This is a genomic window from Rhodococcus sp. IEGM 1307, from assembly GCF_030056915.1.
In the GTDB taxonomy this organism is placed as follows: Bacteria; Actinomycetota; Actinomycetes; order Mycobacteriales; family Mycobacteriaceae; genus Rhodococcus_F; species Rhodococcus_F opacus_D.
The window spans coordinates 390,673-409,256 of the sequence record NZ_JASHKW010000007.1 but is presented as its reverse complement, the minus strand read 5'-3'; the positions used below and the strand labels follow the sequence as shown (position 1 = coordinate 409,256).

Annotated in this window: 18 protein-coding genes; 8 read left to right on the top strand and 10 right to left on the bottom strand. The window is 67.7% G+C overall.

The window, feature by feature from the left end; genetic code table 11:
• Positions 1–106: 106 nt before the first annotated feature.
• Complete coding sequence (locus QM841_RS16725) at positions 107–1,723, bottom strand: peptide ABC transporter substrate-binding protein (RefSeq protein ID WP_280782899.1); 1,617 nt, start codon at positions 1,721–1,723, stop codon at positions 107–109.
• 316 nt (positions 1,724–2,039) lie between these two features.
• Between QM841_RS16725 and acs the strand changes: the two genes are divergently transcribed.
• Positions 2,040–4,004: an acetate--CoA ligase gene (gene acs, locus QM841_RS16720; protein WP_283332835.1), complete on the top strand. Its 1,965-nt coding sequence runs from the start codon at positions 2,040–2,042 to the stop codon at positions 4,002–4,004.
• Positions 4,005–4,055: 51 nt separating this feature from the next.
• Here the strand turns inward: acs and QM841_RS16715 are convergent, their stop codons facing one another.
• Positions 4,056–5,873, bottom strand: coding sequence for an adenylate/guanylate cyclase domain-containing protein (locus QM841_RS16715; protein WP_283332834.1), 1,818 nt, complete (start codon positions 5,871–5,873; stop codon positions 4,056–4,058).
• 67 nt (positions 5,874–5,940) lie between these two features.
• Positions 5,941–7,326 (bottom strand): MFS transporter, encoded by a 1,386-nt coding sequence (locus QM841_RS16710; RefSeq protein ID WP_283332833.1) that lies wholly within the window; start codon positions 7,324–7,326, stop codon positions 5,941–5,943.
• A 176-nt stretch (positions 7,327–7,502) separates the two neighbouring features.
• On the opposite strand from QM841_RS16710, the gene nhaA reads away from it, so the two are divergent.
• From nhaA to QM841_RS16695, 3 genes are read left to right on the top strand one after another with little or no spacing between them, the layout of a single operon-like run.
• Positions 7,503–8,738 carry a Na+/H+ antiporter NhaA gene (nhaA, locus tag QM841_RS16705; protein WP_283332832.1) on the top strand — a complete coding sequence of 412 codons (1,236 nt, stop codon included), beginning with the start codon at positions 7,503–7,505 and terminating at the stop codon, positions 8,736–8,738.
• Positions 8,735–9,259 carry a phage holin family protein gene (locus tag QM841_RS16700; protein ID WP_283332831.1) on the top strand — a complete coding sequence of 175 codons (525 nt, stop codon included), beginning with the start codon at positions 8,735–8,737 and terminating at the stop codon, positions 9,257–9,259. The genes nhaA and QM841_RS16700 overlap by 4 nt, the downstream gene beginning before the upstream one ends.
• Positions 9,260–9,268: 9 nt before the next feature.
• Positions 9,269–10,207: an alpha/beta fold hydrolase gene (locus tag QM841_RS16695; protein WP_283332830.1), complete on the top strand. Its 939-nt coding sequence runs from the start codon at positions 9,269–9,271 to the stop codon at positions 10,205–10,207.
• Between the two features lie 7 nt (positions 10,208–10,214).
• Here QM841_RS16695 and marP read toward each other — a convergent pair whose 3' ends face one another.
• From marP to nth, 4 genes are read right to left on the bottom strand one after another with little or no spacing between them, the layout of a single operon-like run.
• The gene (marP, locus tag QM841_RS16690; RefSeq protein ID WP_283332829.1) at positions 10,215–11,405 is read right to left on the bottom strand and encodes an acid resistance serine protease MarP; all 1,191 of its coding nucleotides are present in this window, start codon (positions 11,403–11,405) and stop codon (positions 10,215–10,217) included.
• Positions 11,402–12,163 (bottom strand): NUDIX hydrolase, encoded by a 762-nt coding sequence (locus QM841_RS16685; protein WP_283332828.1) that lies wholly within the window; start codon positions 12,161–12,163, stop codon positions 11,402–11,404. Before QM841_RS16685 ends, marP begins: the two co-directional genes overlap by 4 nt.
• Positions 12,160–12,822 carry a TlpA family protein disulfide reductase gene (locus QM841_RS16680; RefSeq protein ID WP_280782908.1) on the bottom strand — a complete coding sequence of 221 codons (663 nt, stop codon included), beginning with the start codon at positions 12,820–12,822 and terminating at the stop codon, positions 12,160–12,162. Before QM841_RS16680 ends, QM841_RS16685 begins: the two co-directional genes overlap by 4 nt.
• A gap of 12 nt (positions 12,823–12,834) precedes the next feature.
• Positions 12,835–13,680, bottom strand: a complete 846-nt coding sequence (nth, locus tag QM841_RS16675; RefSeq protein WP_011596762.1) for an endonuclease III — start codon at positions 13,678–13,680, stop codon at positions 12,835–12,837.
• Between the two features lie 21 nt (positions 13,681–13,701).
• Between nth and QM841_RS16670 the strand changes: the two genes are divergently transcribed.
• Positions 13,702–13,974: a hypothetical protein gene (locus tag QM841_RS16670; RefSeq protein WP_005248489.1), complete on the top strand. Its 273-nt coding sequence runs from the start codon at positions 13,702–13,704 to the stop codon at positions 13,972–13,974.
• 219 nt (positions 13,975–14,193) lie between these two features.
• Entirely contained in the window at positions 14,194–14,868 is a 675-nt protein-coding gene (locus QM841_RS16665; protein ID WP_005256089.1) for a Crp/Fnr family transcriptional regulator, read from the top strand.
• Between the two features lie 63 nt (positions 14,869–14,931).
• Here QM841_RS16665 and QM841_RS16660 read toward each other — a convergent pair whose 3' ends face one another.
• The 3 genes from QM841_RS16660 to sp36 are packed head-to-tail and all read right to left on the bottom strand — an operon-like array spanning position 14,932 to position 16,374.
• Entirely contained in the window at positions 14,932–15,723 is a 792-nt protein-coding gene (locus QM841_RS16660; RefSeq protein ID WP_283332827.1) for an MBL fold metallo-hydrolase, read from the bottom strand.
• A gap of 4 nt (positions 15,724–15,727) precedes the next feature.
• A complete protein-coding gene (locus QM841_RS16655; RefSeq protein ID WP_009477371.1) occupies positions 15,728–16,204 on the bottom strand; it encodes a RidA family protein in 477 nt (158 codons plus the stop codon).
• A gap of 5 nt (positions 16,205–16,209) precedes the next feature.
• On the bottom strand, positions 16,210–16,374 hold the full coding sequence (sp36, locus tag QM841_RS16650) for a Sp36 family protein (RefSeq protein WP_005248493.1): 165 nt from the start codon (positions 16,372–16,374) through the stop codon (positions 16,210–16,212).
• A 54-nt stretch (positions 16,375–16,428) separates the two neighbouring features.
• Between sp36 and bagA the strand changes: the two genes are divergently transcribed.
• Positions 16,429–17,445 carry an ATPase BagA gene (gene bagA / locus QM841_RS16645; protein ID WP_283332826.1) on the top strand — a complete coding sequence of 339 codons (1,017 nt, stop codon included), beginning with the start codon at positions 16,429–16,431 and terminating at the stop codon, positions 17,443–17,445.
• Positions 17,442–18,581 carry an ATPase BagB gene (gene bagB / locus QM841_RS16640; protein WP_105421794.1) on the top strand — a complete coding sequence of 380 codons (1,140 nt, stop codon included), beginning with the start codon at positions 17,442–17,444 and terminating at the stop codon, positions 18,579–18,581. The genes bagA and bagB overlap by 4 nt, the downstream gene beginning before the upstream one ends.
• The last annotated feature ends 3 nt before the right edge of the window (positions 18,582–18,584 follow it).

The following is an 18,584-nucleotide window of genomic DNA, read 5'->3' as shown; positions in this document are numbered from 1 at the left end:
TCGGGAGCAGTGACGTCAGGAATCCGTAGCCTCGGCTCGTACTCCCGGGTGGGGCCGCGAACTGACAGCTCGCGGCCCCACCCGTCGTCGAAGAATCTCCGGTGCGTCAGTTCTTCTCGATGTCGGAGTACATCGGGATGCCCTTCCAGTCGATGACCACGTTCGACACGTTCTCCGACCAGCCGCTGGCGGCGTTGCGGTACCACGTCGGGACGGCAGGCAGGTCGCGTAGGAGCACTTCCTGCGCCTGGTTCAGCAGTTCCTGGGCCTTGTCGGGATCGACCTCACCCGCGGAGGCACGCAGCAGCCGGTCGAACTCGGGATTCGAGTAGTCGCCGTCGTTGGAGCTGCCGCCGGTCTGGTAGTTCTGTGCGAGGAAGCCGTACTGCTGCGGGTAGTCGCCCTGCCACCCCGAACGGAACGCGCTGGGGATGGTGCGGTTGGTGGCCTCGGTGCGGATCTGCGCGAACGTGGGGTACTCCTTGCCCTTCGCGTCGATACCGAGGGTGTTGCGGATGTTGTTGGCGGTGGCGTCGACCCATTCCTTGTGGCCGCCGTCGCCGTTGTACGCGATCTCGAAACTACCCGACCACGGGGCGATGGCGTCGGCCTGGGCCCACAGCCGCTTCGCCGCCTCCGGGTCGTACTTCAGGTTGCCGTTGCCGACGAGCGAATCCGACCAGCCCTCGATGGCGGGGCTGGTGAAGTCGAGCGCGGGGGTGCGGGTCTTGTTGTAGATCTGCTGGGTGATCTGGTCGCGGTTGATCGCCATCGAGATGGCCTGGCGGCGCAGCGTGCCCTCCTCACCGCTGAAGTGCGGCAGCCGGCCCGGGATCGTGAACGTCTCGATGGTCGCGGACGGCTGATTCACGGTGCGACCCGGCAGGTCGGTCTCGAACGTGGTGACCGCGCTCGGCGGCACCTGGTCGAGCACGTCGACGTTGCCCGCGAGCAGATCCGTGTACGCCGTGTCGAGGCTGTTGTACATGACGAAGTCGACGCCGGCGTTCTTCGGCTTACGGTTGCCGTTGTAGTCGGGGTTCACGACGGTGTCGATCCGGACGTTGTGCTGCCACGCTCCGGGGCCGGACATCATGTACGGACCGTTGCCGACGGGATTCTCACCGAACGCCGCCATGTCCTGGTACGCCACCGCAGGCAACGGGTAGTACGCGGCGAACCCGAGGCGGTCCGGGAAGGCCGACTCGGGCTGTTTCAGTTCGATCGTGAACGTGGAGTCGTCGACCACCTTCAGTCCCGACATGGTCTGCACCGTCGGGTTCTCGGCGGCCACCTCGTCGTAGCCCTGGATCGGGTCGAAGAAGGACGCTTGGATCTGCGCATTCGTGGACAGCGCGCCGTAATTCCAGGCGTCGACGAAGGAGGCCGCCGTGACCGGCGTGCCGTCCGTGAACGTCCAGCCGTCCTTCAGCTTCACGGTGAAGTTCTTGCCGTCCGTCGTCTCGATCGACTCGGCGACCTCGTTGTTCACCCCGCCGTCGGAGTCGTAGGAGACGAGCCCCGCGAACAGTGAGTCGACGACGCGGCCGCCCTGATTCTCGCTCGTATTGGTGGGAATCAACGGATTCTGCGGTTCACTTGCCCAGGCGTTGACGATTCCGCTACCACCCCCGCTCGTCGAATCACCGGACGAGCAGGCGGACAGCATCCCTGCTGCCAGGCCGACCGCCACAACGGCGGTTGCCACACGTGTGATGCGCAAAGCGTTCCTCCCAGATCTGCGTGGTTCCGGGCAGCGGCTCCGGGCGCAGCCCGAATGATGGGATGACGATAAGTCAAGGTTTCAATCTGTGTAGCCACGACGGGCGAAACTCGTGCAATCGGCACCTGATCGAAACATCGTGGGCGCAGGGGTCTCCACTCGTCGCACCCGATCGCCGTCCGTCGCGTCCAGTCGACCGATCGTCGCAGAATATGGGCATGCAACCCTCTGCAACGGTGCGCTCGGGAGACCATGTGACTACCCTCACACGTGCTAGAAGTGCCGAATTCGAGACTGGAAAGAAGGCCGGGCCACAATGACCAGTGCAGCACAGGCGAGCGGAGCGACGGAGAAGTCGGAACATTCTGATTCCGTCCCGCAGGTGTATCCGCCGAGCCCCGAGTTCACCGCCACGGCGAACGCCGGCCCCGAGCTTCAGGCTGCCGCCGACGAAGACCGTCTCGCATTCTGGGCGAAGCAGGCCGAGCGCCTGCACTGGCACGCCCCCTTCTCCGAGGTCCTCGACTGGTCCGACGCGCCCGTCGCGAAGTGGTTCGTGAACGGACGGCTCAACGTCGCCTACAACTGCGTCGACCGCCACGTCCTCGCCGGCAACGGCGACCGCGTCGCCATCCACTTCGAGGGCGAACCGGGCGACACCCGCGACCTGACCTACAACGACCTGCTCGCCGAAGTCAGCAAGGCCGCCAACACCTTCAGCGACCTCGGACTCGTCGCCGGCGACCGCGTCGCGATCTACATGCCGATGATCCCCGAGGCCATCGTCACCATGCTCGCCTGCGCCCGTCTCGGCCTGACCCATTCGGTGGTGTTCGCCGGCTTCTCCGCCAGCGCCCTGCGCTCGCGCATCGACGACGCCGAAGCCAAGCTCGTCGTCACCGTCGACGGACAGTGGCGCCGCGGCCAGGCCGCACCCCTCAAGCCCGCCGTCGACGAAGCGGTGGACGGCGCCGAGTCCGTCAAGCACGTGCTCGTCGTCAAGCGCACCGGCATCGACGTCGACACCACCGAGGGTCGTGACCTGTGGTGGCACGAGACCGTCGAGAAGGCGGAGGGCACCCATCAGGCGCAGCCGTTCGACTCCGAGCACCCGCTGTTCATCCTGTACACCTCCGGCACCACCGGAAAGCCCAAGGGCATCATCCACACCTCCGGCGGCTACCTCACCCAGGCGTCGTACACCCACCACAACGTGTTCGACCACAAGGCCGGGCAGGACGTGTACTGGTGCACCGCCGACATCGGCTGGGTCACCGGCCACAGCTACATCGTCTACGGGCCACTCTCGAACGGCGTCACCCAGGTGGTCTACGAGGGCACCCCGAACTCCCCCGACGAACACCGCCACTTCCAGATCATCGAGAAATACCGCGTCAGCATCTACTACACCGCACCCACCCTGGTGCGCACCTTCATGAAGTGGGGCCGCGACATTCCCGACGCCCACGACCTGTCCTCGATCCGGCTCCTCGGCTCGGTCGGCGAACCGATCAACCCCGAGGCCTGGAAGTGGTTCCGCGAGGTGATCGGCGGAAACACGGCCCCGATCGTCGACACCTGGTGGCAGACCGAGACCGGCGCGATCATGATCTCCCCGCTCCCCGGAATCACCGCCACCAAACCCGGATCCGCGATGGCACCCCTGCCCGGCATCTCCGCGAAGATCGTCGACGACGACGCCAACGAACTCGGCGCCGGCGGCTCCGGCTACCTCGTGCTCGACAAGCCGTGGCCGGCGATGCTCCGCGGCATCTGGGGCGACATGGACCGCTACCGCGAAACCTACTGGTCCCGCTACCCCGAACAGGGCTGGTACTTCGCCGGCGACGGCGCCAAGTACGACGAGGACGGCGCACTGTGGGTCCTCGGCCGCGTGGACGACGTCATGAACGTCTCCGGACACCGCATCTCCACCTCCGAGGTCGAATCCGCCCTCGTCGGGCACCACGGTGTCGCCGAAGCCGCCGTCGTCGGCGCCGCGGACGAGACCACCGGCCAGGGCATCGTCGCGTTCGTCATCCTCCGCGAGGGTGTCGAGAACACCGGCGACACCCTCATCGCCGAACTCAAGGCCGAAGTGTCCCGGGAGATCAGCCCGATCGCCAAGCCCCGCCAGATCACGATCGTCCCCGAACTCCCCAAGACGAGGTCGGGCAAGATCATGCGACGCCTGCTCAAGGACATCGCCGAAGGCCGCGACCTCGGCGACACCTCCACGCTCGTCGACCCCAAGGTCTTCGACGCGATCCGCGGCAAGTAGGGCGCTCCGCGCCCCGTGAGTGGTTGACGAGTCCCTGCACTCCTCAACCACTCACGGGCGGCGAAGCCGCCACAGCGTCTGCTCCTCGCCGATACCCTTCAGACCGGTCGTGAAGACGTCGCACCGGTAGTCCGATTCCGCCAGCAACGGCGCCACCTCCGGGTCGTCGTGAACGGCCCGGGACAGGACGATGTCGCCGCCCGCCGCACATCCCTGCACCCGCGCCGCCAAGTTGACGGTCGCGCCGAAGTAGTCGATCCGGCCGTCGTTGTCGATCATCACGGCGGGCCCCTGATGCAGCCCGACCTTCAACGCCACCGAGTCGTCGTCACCGAGGTGCCTGCGACGGAAATCGTCCCAGCCGGACTGCATCGACGCCGCCGCCGACCAGGCCTCCCTCGCATCGGCGAACGTCGCCATCACCGCGTCGCCCATCTGCTTCACCACCCCGCCGTTCTCGCGCACCACGGCGTCACGCAGGTAGCGGAAATGGCTCTGCACGAACGCGAACGCCCGGACGTCCCCGATGCGCTCGTACAGGGCGGTCGAACCGCTCAGATCCGTGAACAGCACCGCCAGGTTCGCTATCCCGATCTCGTCGCCGGGCGCCACCCCCTGATCCGGGAACAGGTCCTGGAAACCGTCGAGCGACGTGACGAGCGCGCCGGTCGCCGCGGCGTCCTTCCACCGCTCCCGCTCGACCACCACCAGCGCCTCGCCGGGGAGCCGGTTGTCGACCTCCAGCCGGATCGCCCCGCCGGTGTCGGGTGAACCATGCACCCGGAGTTCGCCGGGCCCGCACTCGACCCGCAGCGTTCCGCCGGCAGAGCCGACCTCGCAGGCCACCGGGGCACCCACCTGATAGCACCGGAGCCGCAACCATCCCGGGTCGACTTCGAGCCGCTCGGAACGCTGCTCGCCCGGCTCGAGCCGCAACTGCGCCACCGCCGACGGGGAATTCGCCGGACCACCGATGCAGTACCGGGCCCGCTCCGCCCGGCGCACGGCCGGGTTGACGTCGAAGCGGATCTCCACCGACCGTGCCAGGTCGGTGTCGAAGGCAATGTCGCAGGTGTCGCAGTGGACGCGGCTCGCCAGTTGTCGAATCCGGCCGGCGTCCTCGCGGACCGTCCGGCAGACCGGGCACAGCACGCTCCAGCTCAGGTCCAGCAGGCCGCAGTCCGCGGCGTGGAGGAAGACGTACAGCAGTTGCATCCGATCGACACCCCAGCGGTCCGCCAGCTCGAACGGTCGCATGCCCGTCACCTCCAGGTCGGACGCGGTCCGCAGGTGGGATTCCAAGCGCCCGATCAGGTTCGGGGCATCGTGCGATCGGGACAGCTGTGCCGTGCGGAGTTCCAGCCGGCCGGCGTCGAGTTGCTCCGGCGGCGGCAGCGCGGGCACGGCATGCGTCTGCGGGTCGCGGATGTGGAGTTCCAACGCCCGCGCGAGCGCCACCGTCTTCCGGATGCCCGTGCGCGCCAGCAGGGTTCGCGCCACGATCGCCCCGAACCAGGTACGCGGGACGATCCGGGCGAACACCTCGACGTCGGTCCCGTCGGCGGCCGGGCGAAGCCGGACACCCGTGGAGACCTCCGCGAGCGGGCCGCGGGAGAACCGTCGAAGTACCTGGTAGAAGTGGCCCTCGATCCACTCGAACGGGAACTCCTCGTACCGCACCCGCCGCCCGTACGAACGGGTCTCCGCCGAATAGTGTCCCTTGCGCCGCCGGTCCAGCATCGGAGCGAAGTGCACCGGTGACAGATCGATGTTGCGGTTGAGCCGATCGGTATCGGCGAGGAACGACCACAGATCCTGCTTCGGCAGCCGGATCCGGGCCGTCCTGGACAGCAGCACGGCTTTCGCCATGCAAGAACTATAGGCGTAGCCCGTGCGCCTTTCTGGTAGTTGGAACAACCAGAAAGGCGCACGGGGACTACGCCCCTACGTCGTCGAGCGACTGGTCGCGCGTCTCGCGCATGACGAGCAGCGCGACGAACGTGAGTGCGGCGGCGATCAGCAGGTAGATGCCAACCCAGCCGACGCCGTACGACGTGGCGAGCCAGGTGGCGATGAACGGCGCGACGGCGGCACCGAGGATGCTGGCGGTATTGTAGGCGATCCCCGAACCCGTGTAGCGCACGTTGGTCGGGAACAACTCCGGCAGAACGGCGCTCATCGGTCCGAAGGTCATGCCCATCAACAACATTCCGATGGCCAGGAATACGAGCATGCGGGCGTTGCCCATGCCCTCCTGGTTCAGCATGACACCGAACGTGAGCCCGAAGACCATGATGAGCCCGGTGATCGTGAGCAGCGTGATGCGGCGACCGAAGCGGTCGGCCAGCCACCCCGAGACGGGGACGGCGGCCGCGAAGAACAGGACCGCAATCAGCTGGAGGACGAGGAAGTCGGTGTAGTGGAAGCCGGCTCCGGTGCCGCCCTGGGCGGGGGTCTTGCCGGTGCCGTAGCTGAGCACCCAGGTGGTCATGATGTAGAAGAGCGTGTACGTGGCGAGCATGACGAACGTGCCGATGATCAGCTGACGCCAGCTGGTCTTGAACACCTCGGCCAGCGGGGTCTTCACCTTCTCGCCCCGCGCGACCGCGCGGGCGAACACGGGTGTCTCCTCGAGCTTCAGCCGCACGTACAGGCCGATCATCACCATGATCGCGCTGAGCAGGAATGGGATACGCCAGCCCCAGGTCAGGAATGCGCCGTCCAGGTCGGGGGTGCTGTTGTCGTGGTCCAGGAACAGCGTGATGATCAGGAACAGACCGTTGGCGAGGAAGAACCCGATGGGTGCGCCGAGCTGCGGCCACATGGCTGCCCAGGCCCGCTTGCCCTTCTGTGCGGTCTCGGTCGCGAGCAACGCCGCGCCACTCCACTCACCGCCCAGCCCCAGACCCTGGCAGAAGCGCATCAACGCCAGCAGGGCGGGCGCGACGAGGCCGATCTGGTGGTACGTCGGCAGCAGGCCGATCACGAACGTGGCGATGCCCATGGTGAGGAGTGAGCCGACGAGCGTCGTCTTGCGTCCGATGCGGTCGCCGAAGTGGCCGAACAGGATCGAGCCGAGTGGCCGGGCGACGAAGGCGAGACCGAAGGTGGCAAGCGATGCCAGCAGGGCGGTGGTGCCGTTTCCCTTGGGGAAGAACAGGTGCGGGAACACCGACACGGCCGCGGTGGCATAGATGTAGAAGTCGTAGAACTCGATGGATGTTCCCACCATGCTCGCGACGACGATCCGGCTTCTGGGTACGCCGGCGACGGTGGCCCCGCCGTCCGGTTCTGGCTTCGACGTATCGACGGCACTGCTCACTCGACTTACTCCTGCACGATGCTATTTCAACTATTGGGACGAGAGTCCATTTCTTAGGAATTGAACACCTCGTGTCTTTCGCTTGGCAAATTGGATAAGCTCTTCTCGGTGCGCCGGGAAGTCTGGTCGGCAGAGCATTTGCCGTACCCGGACCACATCGAAAGCGAGCGCCCCCGGTGACCCAGCCCCTCCGCTCCGAACTCTCCCGCTATCTCCGCACCGAGACGGTCGGCGGTTCGATCCTGCTGATCGCCGCGGCGGTCGCCCTCGTGTGGGCGAACTCCCCCGTCTCGGATTCGTACTTCGCACTGCGCGACTGGCAGATCGGCCCGCAGGCGCTCCACCTGAATCTGACGGTCGGGACGTGGGCGCAGGACGGGCTGCTGGCGGTCTTCTTCTTCGTCGCCGGCCTCGAACTGAAGCGGGAAATGGTGGTGGGCGAACTCGCCGACCGCAAACGTGCCCTGCTCCCGATCATCGCGGCCTGCGGCGGTGTGGTCGTGCCCGCGATCATCGCCGCGACGATCGGCGCCGGCACACCCGGCATGGAACGGGGCTGGGCGATCCCGGTCGCCACCGACATCGCGTTCGCATTGGGTGTGCTGGCGCTGACCGGGTCTCGCATCCCCGCGAGCGCCCGGGTGTTCCTGCTCAGCCTGGCCGTCGTCGACGACCTCCTCGCGATCGTGCTCATCGCGGTCCTGTTCACCAGCTCGATCGCCCTGCTGTGGCTGCTGGGCGCCGCCGTGTGCCTGGCCGTCTACGCGTTCGCCCAGCACCGGCGCATCACCACCCCACTGCTCTACGTTCCACTCGCACTGCTCACCTGGTACTGCGTGCACGACGCCGGAATCCACGCCACCCTCGCCGGTGTCGCGCTCGGCCTCCTCACCCGGGTCCGGCGCGACCCCGGCGAGAGAGAATCCCCGGGCGCCCGCCTCGAGCACCGCATCCAGCCGCTGTCGGCGGGCGTCTGCGTCCCGCTGTTCGCCCTGTTCGCGTCCGGCGTGGCCCTGAGCAGCGAGCTCCTCGGGCAGCTGTTCACCAACCCCATCTCGCAGTCCGTGATCGCGGGGCTCCTCGTCGGCAAGACCGTCGGCATCTTCGGCATCTCCTGGCTCGCGATCCGCCTGGGTATCGCGAAGAAGCCGCGAGCACTGGGGTTCCGGGACATGTTTGCCCTCTCAGTGCTCGGTGCGATCGGGTTCACCGTTAGCCTTCTCGTAGCGGATCTCGCGCTTGCGGGAATCGGTGACGGCAGCGAGGCCGAGATAGCTAAGGTCGCGGTGCTCGTGACATCGTTGACAGCGTCGCTGATCGGATCAGCGTTACTGTGGCGACGCGGTCGGGCCCATGCGGCCCGGAAGGATGACTCGGAAGTGCAAGAGCTACCTGGAGGGGTCGACAAGTGAGCATCACTCACGGCAAGGGAGACAGCCCGCGATACACGGGAGACGGGGTGCCGAACACGGTGTCGTCGATCCCGCTCACGGACGTGGACGCTCAGACACCCGGCGAGGCGAGCCTCGGCACGCTGGTCAAGCATGCGACCGCACAGGTGTCCACCCTGTTCCGGGCCGAGGTCGAGCTCGCCAAGGCCGAGGTCACCGGTGAGGTCAAGAAGGGCCTGCAGGGCAGCCTGTTCTTCATCCTCGCGTTCACCGTGCTGCTGTTCAGCTCGTTTTTCTTCTTCTTCTTCCTCGCCGAACTCCTCGACGTGTGGATCGCGCGCTGGCTGGCGTTCCTGATCGTCTTCCTGATCATGCTCGTGGTGACGGCGATCCTCGCGCTGCTCGGTTATCTGCGGGTCCGCAAACTCCGCGCGCCCGAGAAGACCATCGACTCCCTGAAGCAGGCCAAGACGGTCCTTCCGACGTCGTACTCGGACGCGGAAGCCCATCTCGCGTCGTCCAGCGGACGTCACGCGCGGTAACTCGCTCCTGTGGCACCACCCGATCCGTCTACCGTCCGTTTCGACGGCCCCTGGATTCATCGCGACATCCATGCCAACGGAATCCGCTTCCACATCGTCGAGGTCGGCGCATCCGCACCGGATGCGCCCCTCGTCGTCCTGCTGCACGGATACGCGGACTTCTGGTGGTCGTGGCGCCATCAGCTGACCGCGCTGGCCGCGGAGGGATACCGGGCCGTCGCCGTCGACCTCCGCGGCTACGGCGATTCCGACAAACCGCCGCGCGGCTACGACGGGTGGACGCTGGCCGGCGACATCGCCGGCCTCATCCGGGCGATGGGCTACGGCGAGGCAACCCTCGTCGGGCACGCCGACGGCGGCCTCGTCTGCTGGGCCACGGCCGTTCTCCACGCTCGCCTCGTCCGGTCGATCGCACTGGTCAGCTCGCCGCATCCCGTCGCGCTCAAGCAGGCCGTCCTCCACGACCGCTACCAGCGCAAGGCCCTGCTGCCCTCGTTCGTCTCCTGCCAGGTGCCGTGGCGTCCCGAACGTCACCTCACCCGGGACAACGGGTCGGAGGTCGAACGGTTGATCCGCGAACGCTCCGGCCCGGCCTGGACGGAGAACCCGGAGTTCGACGTCGTGATGTCACGGATGCGCTCGGCGATCCAGATTCCCGGGACCGCGCACTGCACCCTGGAGTATCAGCGGTGGGCGTTCCGCAGCCAGTTCCGGCCGGAGGGCAGCCGGTTCATGGCGTCGATGGATCAGAAACTGCGGATCCCGGTCCTGCACCTCCACGGCGACCTCGACCCGTACGTGCTCGCGGACACCGTGCGCCGCAGCCACCGCTTCGCGCCCACCCAGCAGATGCAGACGGTCCCCGGTGTCGGCCACTACGCGCACTGGGAAGCCCCCGAACGCGTCAACGCCGCCCTGCTGGATCTCGTCGCACCCCGCACGGTCTGACCGACCGTCAGAGGATGCACGCCCCGGTGTCCACGGCGACGGACGCCCCGGACGCCGCCTGCAGCTGACGCGACACCTCGACGGCGGTGAGCACGAACCCGGTGTCGCTGTTGTCGACGGCGGCGCCGAACACCACCCCGAGCACCCGGCCGTCGCTGTCGACGAGCGGCCCGCCCGAGTTGCCTTGCCGAATGGAACCGCGGACCGTGTACACCTCACGCTGGACCGTTCCCGCCCGGTAGATGTCGGGACCACTGAGGTCCAGGATCTCCCGGACACGCGCGGCGCTGGCCGTGTACGGCCCGCCGCCCGGGTAGCCGAGCACCAGGGCGTTGTCGCCGGTCTGCGCAGGCTCGGGCGCGAAGTTCAGAACGGGGGCGTCCAGTCCGGGCACCTCGAGCACCGCGACGTCGGCGGACGGGTCGAACAGCACGACCTCCGCGTCCATCGGCCCGTTCGCGGTGTCGACGACGATCCCCGCCGTGCCCGCGACCACGTGGGCGTTGGTCATCACCCGGTCGGGGGCAACGACGAAACCGGATCCCTCGAGCGCGCGCTGACAACTAGGGGCCACACCCCGGATCCGCAGGACGCTCGACTGCAGCGAGGACGCGACGGGGCTCTGCAGGACGCTGGCGTCCGGCGGGTCGACGGTCGTGATGGGGGTGCGCCCGAACGGCCCGATGACGTCGGGAAGCCCGGACGTGTCGAGCAGGGCGGTGAACTCGGTGGGCAGTTGCCGCATCCAGGCGGGCGCGATGTTGTCGACCGTTTCGAGGACACTCGACCCGCGCACCGCCGCCGCCAGCTGAGGCTGGGATGAGGACGTGAGCGGGATCGCCAGCAGCCACGCCGCGACGAACACCGCGACGGCCTGCACGCAGGCGCCGATCACGCTGTCGACGGACCGCGCGACCGGACTGTGCATACTTCCCCGCGCGGCGCGGCCGAGGACCATGCCCGCGACTTCTCCGACAATGACCAGCACCACGATCAGGGCGATACCGACCAGCACGCGACCGCGGCCCTCGTCCACGTGCACCAGCACGTGCGGGGCGATCAGGATGCCCGCCACCGCACCGAGCACGACCCCGATGAAGGCGAGCACCGACGCCACCGCACCCTGCCGCCAGCCGGACGTCGCGGCGACGAAGGCGATCAGCACGATCGCCAGGTCGATCCAGTGCGAGCCCGTCATCGCTCGGCCGCCGGCCGGCCGTGACCGTGGGTCAGATGATCGTCGTCCAGATCGTTGTCGAGTTCGGCGAGGACGGTGTCGAGGTCGCGGATGTCGTGGCGGTCCCACTCCTGTTCCCAGCCGGAGACCGCGAACAGAGCGGCCAGGATGCCGGCCGTGAAACCCCACACGAGCATGCCGTCGACGGCGAACGCGGGCCCCTGGTAGCCGGCCGGGTGACGCACCTGGAACCGGTTCCGCGGATCGATCAGGGTGTGCACGGGCACCCGGGCGACACGTTCGGCCTCCGCGGGATCGACCACGCCGACAGCGCTGGGCCTCTCCCAGTACGCCAGGACGGGAGTGACGTCGAAACCGGACGGCGGGATGAAGATCTCCTCGAGCACGGCAAGCGGGCGGACACCGGAGGGGTCGAGTCCCGTCTCCTCCTGCGCCTCCCGCAGCGCGGTGGCGATGGGGCCCTCGTCGCCGGGATCGCTGGCGCCGCCGGGGAATGCCACCTGGCCGCTGTGCTGCCGCATCGTGGACGCACGCTGGGTGAGCAGGATGTCGGCGTCGGCGGGCAGGCCTCCCGACATCAGCGGGTCCGCCTCGACGGGGCCGCCGAACAACACGAGCACCGCCGCCTCACGGGTGGTCGCGCCGCGGGGTGCGCGCCGATCGAGGACGGGGTTGATCTTGTGCGGGTCGGCCGGGGTCCGGTGCACGACGCGGCGCAGCCAGGGCGGAACGGCGACACCGTCCACGGAGTTCGTCATGCCGCCACCCCCAGGTTCTGTTCGACGGCGTCCGCGATCTCGTCGACGCTGCGGAACGGCTGCGGCAGGACCTTGGCCACCGTGCCGTCCGGCCGGATCAGCACCGAGACGGGCAGGACGGGCGGGGCTCCGACCGCGGCGCGGACACGCCCGTCGGCGTCCTGCACACCGGGCAGGGTGACGGAGTAATCGACGAGCCGGGACAGCGCGCTGGACTCGTTGGGATCGGTGTGCACCGTAAGCACGGTAACCGCGTCACCCGCACGATCCGAAAACTGCTGCATAAAGGGCAGCTCCTCGGCGCAGGGGCCGCACCAATAGGCCCACAGATTCAGCAGCGCCGGTTTACCACCGAGCGCGGCTGCCAGATCCACCTGGCTGCCGTCGCCCACGCATTCCAGTGTGATGCCGGACAGGACCGCACCCGGCGACGGCTCGGACGTGGCCGTCGCGGCGGGGCACGATGCCAACCCCGCCTGCGTCCTCAGTGCCGCGAGCGCGTCGGGATCGGCGCTCACCGCCGTCGGGGTGCTACCACCCGAACCGAACCGATCCTGGTACGACGGCATCTCCGCGTCGTCGCCCCGCGGCCAGATCGCGACGACGAGAGCCACCACGACCACGAGGGCGGCCAGACTCCACCGCGCTGCGCTAGACACTCGTATCTACCCTCACCTGCCGGCCAGACGCAGCAGATGCTCCGTCTCCGGTCCACGAACCAGTTCTGCGGCGACGTCCGGGTCGATCGGACCGAGCCCGTACGACGGACAGTCCTTGGCGAGTACACACACCCCGCAGGCGGGCTTGCGGGCATGGCAGACACGCCTGCCGTGGAAGATCACCCGGTGCGAGAGCAGCGTCCACTCCTTGCGCTCGATCAGGGCGCCGATCGCGTGCTCGACCTTGACCGGGTCTTCCTCCTCGGTCCACTTCCAGCGTCGGACGAGCCTCCCGAAGTGGGTGTCGACGGTGATTCCGGGCACATCGAACGCGTTGCCGAGGATCACGTTGGCCGTCTTCCGGCCGATCCCGGGGAGCGTCACGAGGTCCTTCAGGTTGCCGGGGACCTCGCCGTCGAACCGTTCGAGCAGAGCCTGCCCGAGCCCGATCAGAGAATTCGTCTTGTTTCGGTAGAAACCCGTGGACCGGATGTACTCCTCGAGTTCGGTGCGTTCGGCCTCCGCGTACGCCTTGGCGTCGGGATAGCGGGCGAACAGCGCCGGCGTCACCATGTTCACCCGCACGTCAGTGCACTGCGCGGAGAGGATGGTCGCGACGGCGAGGTCGAGTGGGGTGGTGAAGTCGAGCTCGCAGTAGACGTGCGGGAAGGCCTCGGCGAGCCGCCGGTTCATTCTCCGGGCGCGCCGGACGAGTCCGAGCCGGGTTTCGTCCTGCTTCGCGGCCCGCGAACGGGTGCGTCCACGCACTTCGGAGCCGTCGCTGGGGGTCGCATGCACGGGATCAACTCTACGGATACCCGACCGATCCGAATCGCCGCTGTGTCGCTTCTGAGACATTTGCAGTGTTTACTTCCCGGTATGCAAGGTCTCGCTGTGGTCCTCTTCCCAGTGCTGCTGATGCTGTTTGCGCTGGCAATGGAGCGGGTGGAGTTCAGACTCCGCCGGCTCACGGTTCGTCAGCAAGAGGTGGAAGAGTTCCTCGACCAGGCAAGTCACGACGAAGTGGCCACCCTGGCCCACGAAGGTTTTCCCCACGCATTGGCACGCTTCCATCGACGGCGCAAGGGTCGGTCGGGCTTCGAATCCGACGACGCCGCCGTCACCGAAGTGGGCTCGCGGCGCGCCAGCTGAGCGCTGGGAAGCCCCCGAAACAGCACACCGCAGGACGCATCCTCCGGTTAACTTTTGCGACTTCCGTGGTATCGGTCACTCAGACCGAGCCGTCTCAACGTAGACTTCAGAGCCGTACCTGTTGCACAGCGACACGCCGCGGATCACCGGGGCATCGTCGACATGCAGCAAATCGCGCACAATATGCATACAGACGAACAATATTCCCAAGGAGCGCACGTGGACGACGTCCTGGCAAGAGCCGGCATCTTCCAAGGAGTCGAGCCCTCAGCGGTAGCGGCGCTGACCAAGCAGCTGCAGCCTGTCGACTTCCCCCGCGGACATGTCATCTTCAACGAAGGTGAGCCCGGTGACCGCCTGTACATCATCGTTTCGGGCAAGGTGAAGATCGGTCGCCGCTCGCCGGACGGCCGTGAGAACCTGCTGACGATCATGGGCCCGTCCGACATGTTCGGTGAGCTGTCCATCTTCGACCCGGGCCCGCGTACGTCCACCGCCACGACGGTCACCGAGGTCCGCGCCGTCAGCATGGACCGCGAAGCGCTCAAGGCGTGGATCGACCACCGCCCCGAGATCGCCGAACAGCTCCTGCGGGTGCTCGCGCGCCGTCTGCGTCGTACCAACAACAACCTGGCCGACCTCATCTTCACGGACGTCCCCGGTCGTGTCGCCAAGGCGCTGCTGCAGCTCGCGCAGCGGTTCGGCACCCAGGAGGCGGGCTCGCTCCGCGTCACCCACGACCTCACGCAGGAAGAGATCGCCCAGCTCGTCGGCGCTTCCCGTGAGACCGTCAACAAGGCGCTCGCCGACTTCGCGCACCGCGGATGGCTGCGCCTCGAAGGCAAGAGCGTGCTGATCTCCGACTCCGAGCGCCTGGCACGTCGCGCACGGTAGTTCCCGCACCTACGACTGCGGCCACCCCCTCACATCGAGGGGGTGGCCGCAGTCGTTCAGTGGTCAGTCGTGGCTGCGCAGGTAAGCGAGCTGCACGTTGACGGACTTCTCCGCCACCGGCCACAACTTGGGGTCGACGTCGGAGTAGACGTGCTCGACCACCTCGCGAACGGTGGGTGTGCCCCCGAGTGCCTCGATCGCGGCCCGCACCTGGTCGAGCCGCTCCTCGCGATGATCGAGGTACTGCTGCGCGACGACGTTCAGTTCGGGCAGTTCGGGTCCGTGGCCGGGCATCACCCGGTGTCCGGTTCCGAGGTCCAGCAGGCGGCGCAGCGACGACAGATAGTCGCCGAGGTCGCCGTCCGTGTCGTCGAGCACCGTGGTGCCGCGGCCGAGGATCGTGTCGCCGGTGAGGACGGTGCCCTCACCTTCCACGGTGAAGGACACCGAATCCTTCGTGTGCCCGGGCGTGGCGAACACCGTGAGGGTGAGCCCCGCGACGTCGATGGTCTCGCCGTCCACGAGGGTTTCGCCGCCGCCGCGAAGAAATTCGGGGTCCACCGAACGCACGGGCGCGCCGGTGAGTTCGAAGAACCGCTGCACTCCCCCGGTGTGGTCGAAATGACGGTGAGTGATCAGCGTCAGTGCGACCGGTCCGAGTGCCGCGACGCGGGCGAGATGCTCCTCGTCGGCGTCACCCGGGTCGACCACCACACACTCGTCCCGGCCCGGCGCACGCAGAATCCACGTGTTGGTTCCGTCGAGCGTCATCATGCCGGGATTGTTCTCGAGCATCACCGAGACGATCGGGGTGACCTCCCGCACCTGGGCGTAGGCCGGATGGGCAAGAGTCATGGCACTACGACTCCGGCTGCACTTCGGCGATCAGTTCCACCTCGACGGGGGCGCCGAGCGGCAGTTCCGCGACGCCGACGGCCGAACGCGCGTGGGCACCCGCGTCCCCGAACACCTCGCCGAGGAATTCCGAAGCGCCGTTCACCACACCGGGCTGACCGGTGAATCCCTCGGCGGACGCGACGAATCCGACGACCTTCACGATCCGCACCACCGAGTCGATGCCGACGAGCGCGTCGACCGCCGCCAGCGCGTTGAGTGCGCAGGCCCGGGCCGCGGCCTTGGCGTCTTCGTCCGACACGCCGGCGCCGAGCTTGCCCGCGATCGTCAGCTTGCCCTCGACGATCGGCAGCTGCCCCGACGTGTAGACGTAGTTGCCGGTGCGCACGGCGGGCACGTAGGCGGCCACCGGCGGAACGACGGACGGCAGCGTGATGCCGAGTTCGGCGAGGCGCGCGGACCAGTTCTGTGTCTCTGCCACGGCCGTCAGCCCTTCGGACGCTTCAGGTACGCGACGTGCTGCTCACCGGTGGGCCCGGGCAGAACCGTCACCAGTTCCCAGCCGTCGGTGCCCCACTGGTCGAGGATCTGCTTGGTCGCATGTGTGAGCAGCGGAACGGTGGCGTACTCCCAGGAAGTCAATTCACTCATGCCGGTGAGCCTATCCCCCGCACATCCCGGCTCCCAGACTTATAGGCTCGACCCGTGGTTGCATCCCCAGACCAGCTCACCCCGACGTGGCCCGAGAAGGCCGCGCAGGCCCGGCTGCACTTCGTCTCCGGAAAGGGCGGCACCGGAAAGTCCACGGTGGCCGCCGCGTTGGCTCTCGCGCTGGCCGAGGGTGGGCGTCGCGTGCTGCTGGTGGAAGTCGAGGGCCGGCAGGGGATAGCCCAGCTCTTCGACGTGCCACCGCTGCCGCCGCAGGAGACGAAAGTCGCGGCCGCCGAGGGTGGCGGGGAGGTCATGGCGCTGGCCATCGACATCGAGACCGCGTTCCTCGAATACCTCGAGATGTTCTACAACCTCGGTTTCGCCGGCCGTGCGATGCGCAAGTTCGGCGCCATCGAGTTCGCCACCACCATCGCACCCGGGCTTCGGGACGTGCTGCTGACCGGCAAGATCAAGGAATGTGTCGTCCGCACCGACAAGTCCGGCAAGCGGGTGTACGACGCCGTCGTCGTCGACGCCCCACCGACCGGGCGGATCGGCAACTTCCTCGACGTGACGAAGGCGATGGCGGACCTCGCGAAGGGCGGGCCGGTGCGTTCGCAGAGTGAGGGCGTGGTGCGCCTGCTGCATTCCGACGAGACCGTCGTCCACCTCGTGACGCTGCTCGAGGCGCTTCCGGTGCAGGAGACCACCGACGCCGCAGAGGAACTGGCCCGCGCCGATCTGCGACTGGGCACCATCGTGGTCAACCGCACCAGCCCGCAGTTCCTGCCCGCCGAGACGCTGGCCGACGCCGCGAAGGGCCGCATCGACGCCGAGGCCATCCGGGCCGGACTGCAGAAGAGCGGGATCACCCTCGACGAAGACGATTTCGCCGGGTTGCTCACCGAGACGATCGAGCACGCGTCCGTCCTCGAAGCGCAGGAGGAGAGTGCCGGAGCACTCAGCGAAGTGGACGGGGCGCGGTTGCATCTGCCGTCCCTCGCCGACGGTGTCGACCTGGGCGGACTGTACGAACTCGCCGAATATCTGACGGAACAGGGTGTCCGATGACCCAGACAACTGAACACGAGCGTCGCCGCACCGCCTCCGCTCTCGATGTCGCGGGGATTCTGGCGAACAGGACCACACGGATCGTCGTGTGCTGCGGCGCCGGTGGCGTCGGCAAGACCACCACGGCCGCGTCGCTGGCACTGCGTGCGGCGGAGCAGGGGCGAAAGGTGGTCGTGCTGACCATCGACCCGGCGCGCCGGCTCGCGCAGGCGCTCGGCGTCGCGGAACTCGACAACACGCCGCAACCCGTGCAGCTCGGACCGGACGCGACAGGCGAACTGCACGCGATGATGCTCAACATGCGTCGCACGTTCGACGAGATGGTGATCGAGCACTCCACACCGGAGAAGGCGGAGCAGATTCTCGCGAACCCCTTCTATCAGACCGTCGCCACCTCGTTCTCGGGAACGCAGGAGTACATGGCGATGGAGAAGCTGGGGCAGCTGGCCTCCAGCGACAAGTGGGACCTGGTGATCGTCGACACCCCGCCGTCCCGCAACGCTCTGGACTTCCTCGACGCACCCCAGCGCCTGGGCGCGTTCCTCGACGGTCGCATGATCCGGCTGCTCACCGCGCCGGGCCGAGGTCTCACCCGGCTCGTCACCGGTGCGATGGGCCTGGCGCTGCGCGGCGTCTCCACCATCGTGGGCAGTCAGATGCTGTCGGACGCCTCGAGTTTCGTGCAGTCACTGGACTCGATGTTCGGCGGTTTCCGGGAAAGAGCCACGCGCACTTACGAATTGCTCCGGCAGCCGGGAACGAAGTTTCTGGTGATCGCGGCGGCGGAGCCGGATGCACTGCGGGAGGCGGCGTTCTTCGTCGACCGGCTCGCAGGCGACGAAATGCCGCTCGCGGGCCTCGTCCTGAATCGGACGCACCCCACTCTCAGCTCCCTGTCGGCCGATCATGCGGTCACTGCCGCCGACCAACTCGGGGACCAAGACCCCCTCACCGCCGCTGTGCTGCGAATCCACGCCCATCGGGCGGTGATCGCCAAGCGTGAGGTCCAACTGCTGAGCCGGTTCACGGCCGCCCACCCTCGGGTGCCGATCGTCGGCGTGCCCTCGCTGCCGTTCGAGGTGTCGGACCTCGAGGCGTTGAGAGCGGTAGGTGACCAGCTCACCCGCACGAGCTGATCA

Excerpts from the sequence above, each read along its gene's own strand:
- marP (WP_283332829.1), bottom strand. The coding sequence starts at position 11,405 with ATGACGGGCTCGCACTGGATCGACCTGGCGATCGTGCTGATCGCCTTC.
- sp36 (WP_005248493.1), bottom strand. The coding sequence starts at position 16,374 with ATGAGTGAATTGACTTCCTGGGAGTACGCCACCGTTCCGCTGCTCACA.
- QM841_RS16660 (WP_283332827.1), bottom strand. The coding sequence starts at position 15,723 with ATGACTCTTGCCCATCCGGCCTACGCCCAGGTGCGGGAGGTCACCCCG.
- QM841_RS16670 (WP_005248489.1), top strand. The coding sequence starts at position 13,702 with ATGCAAGGTCTCGCTGTGGTCCTCTTCCCAGTGCTGCTGATGCTGTTT.
- bagB (WP_105421794.1), top strand. The coding sequence starts at position 17,442 with ATGACCCAGACAACTGAACACGAGCGTCGCCGCACCGCCTCCGCTCTC.
- nth (WP_011596762.1), bottom strand. The coding sequence starts at position 13,680 with ATGTCTCAGAAGCGACACAGCGGCGATTCGGATCGGTCGGGTATCCGT.
- QM841_RS16715 (WP_283332834.1), bottom strand. The coding sequence starts at position 5,873 with ATGGCGAAAGCCGTGCTGCTGTCCAGGACGGCCCGGATCCGGCTGCCG.
- acs (WP_283332835.1), top strand. The coding sequence starts at position 2,040 with ATGACCAGTGCAGCACAGGCGAGCGGAGCGACGGAGAAGTCGGAACAT.
- QM841_RS16685 (WP_283332828.1), bottom strand. The coding sequence starts at position 12,163 with ATGACGAACTCCGTGGACGGTGTCGCCGTTCCGCCCTGGCTGCGCCGC.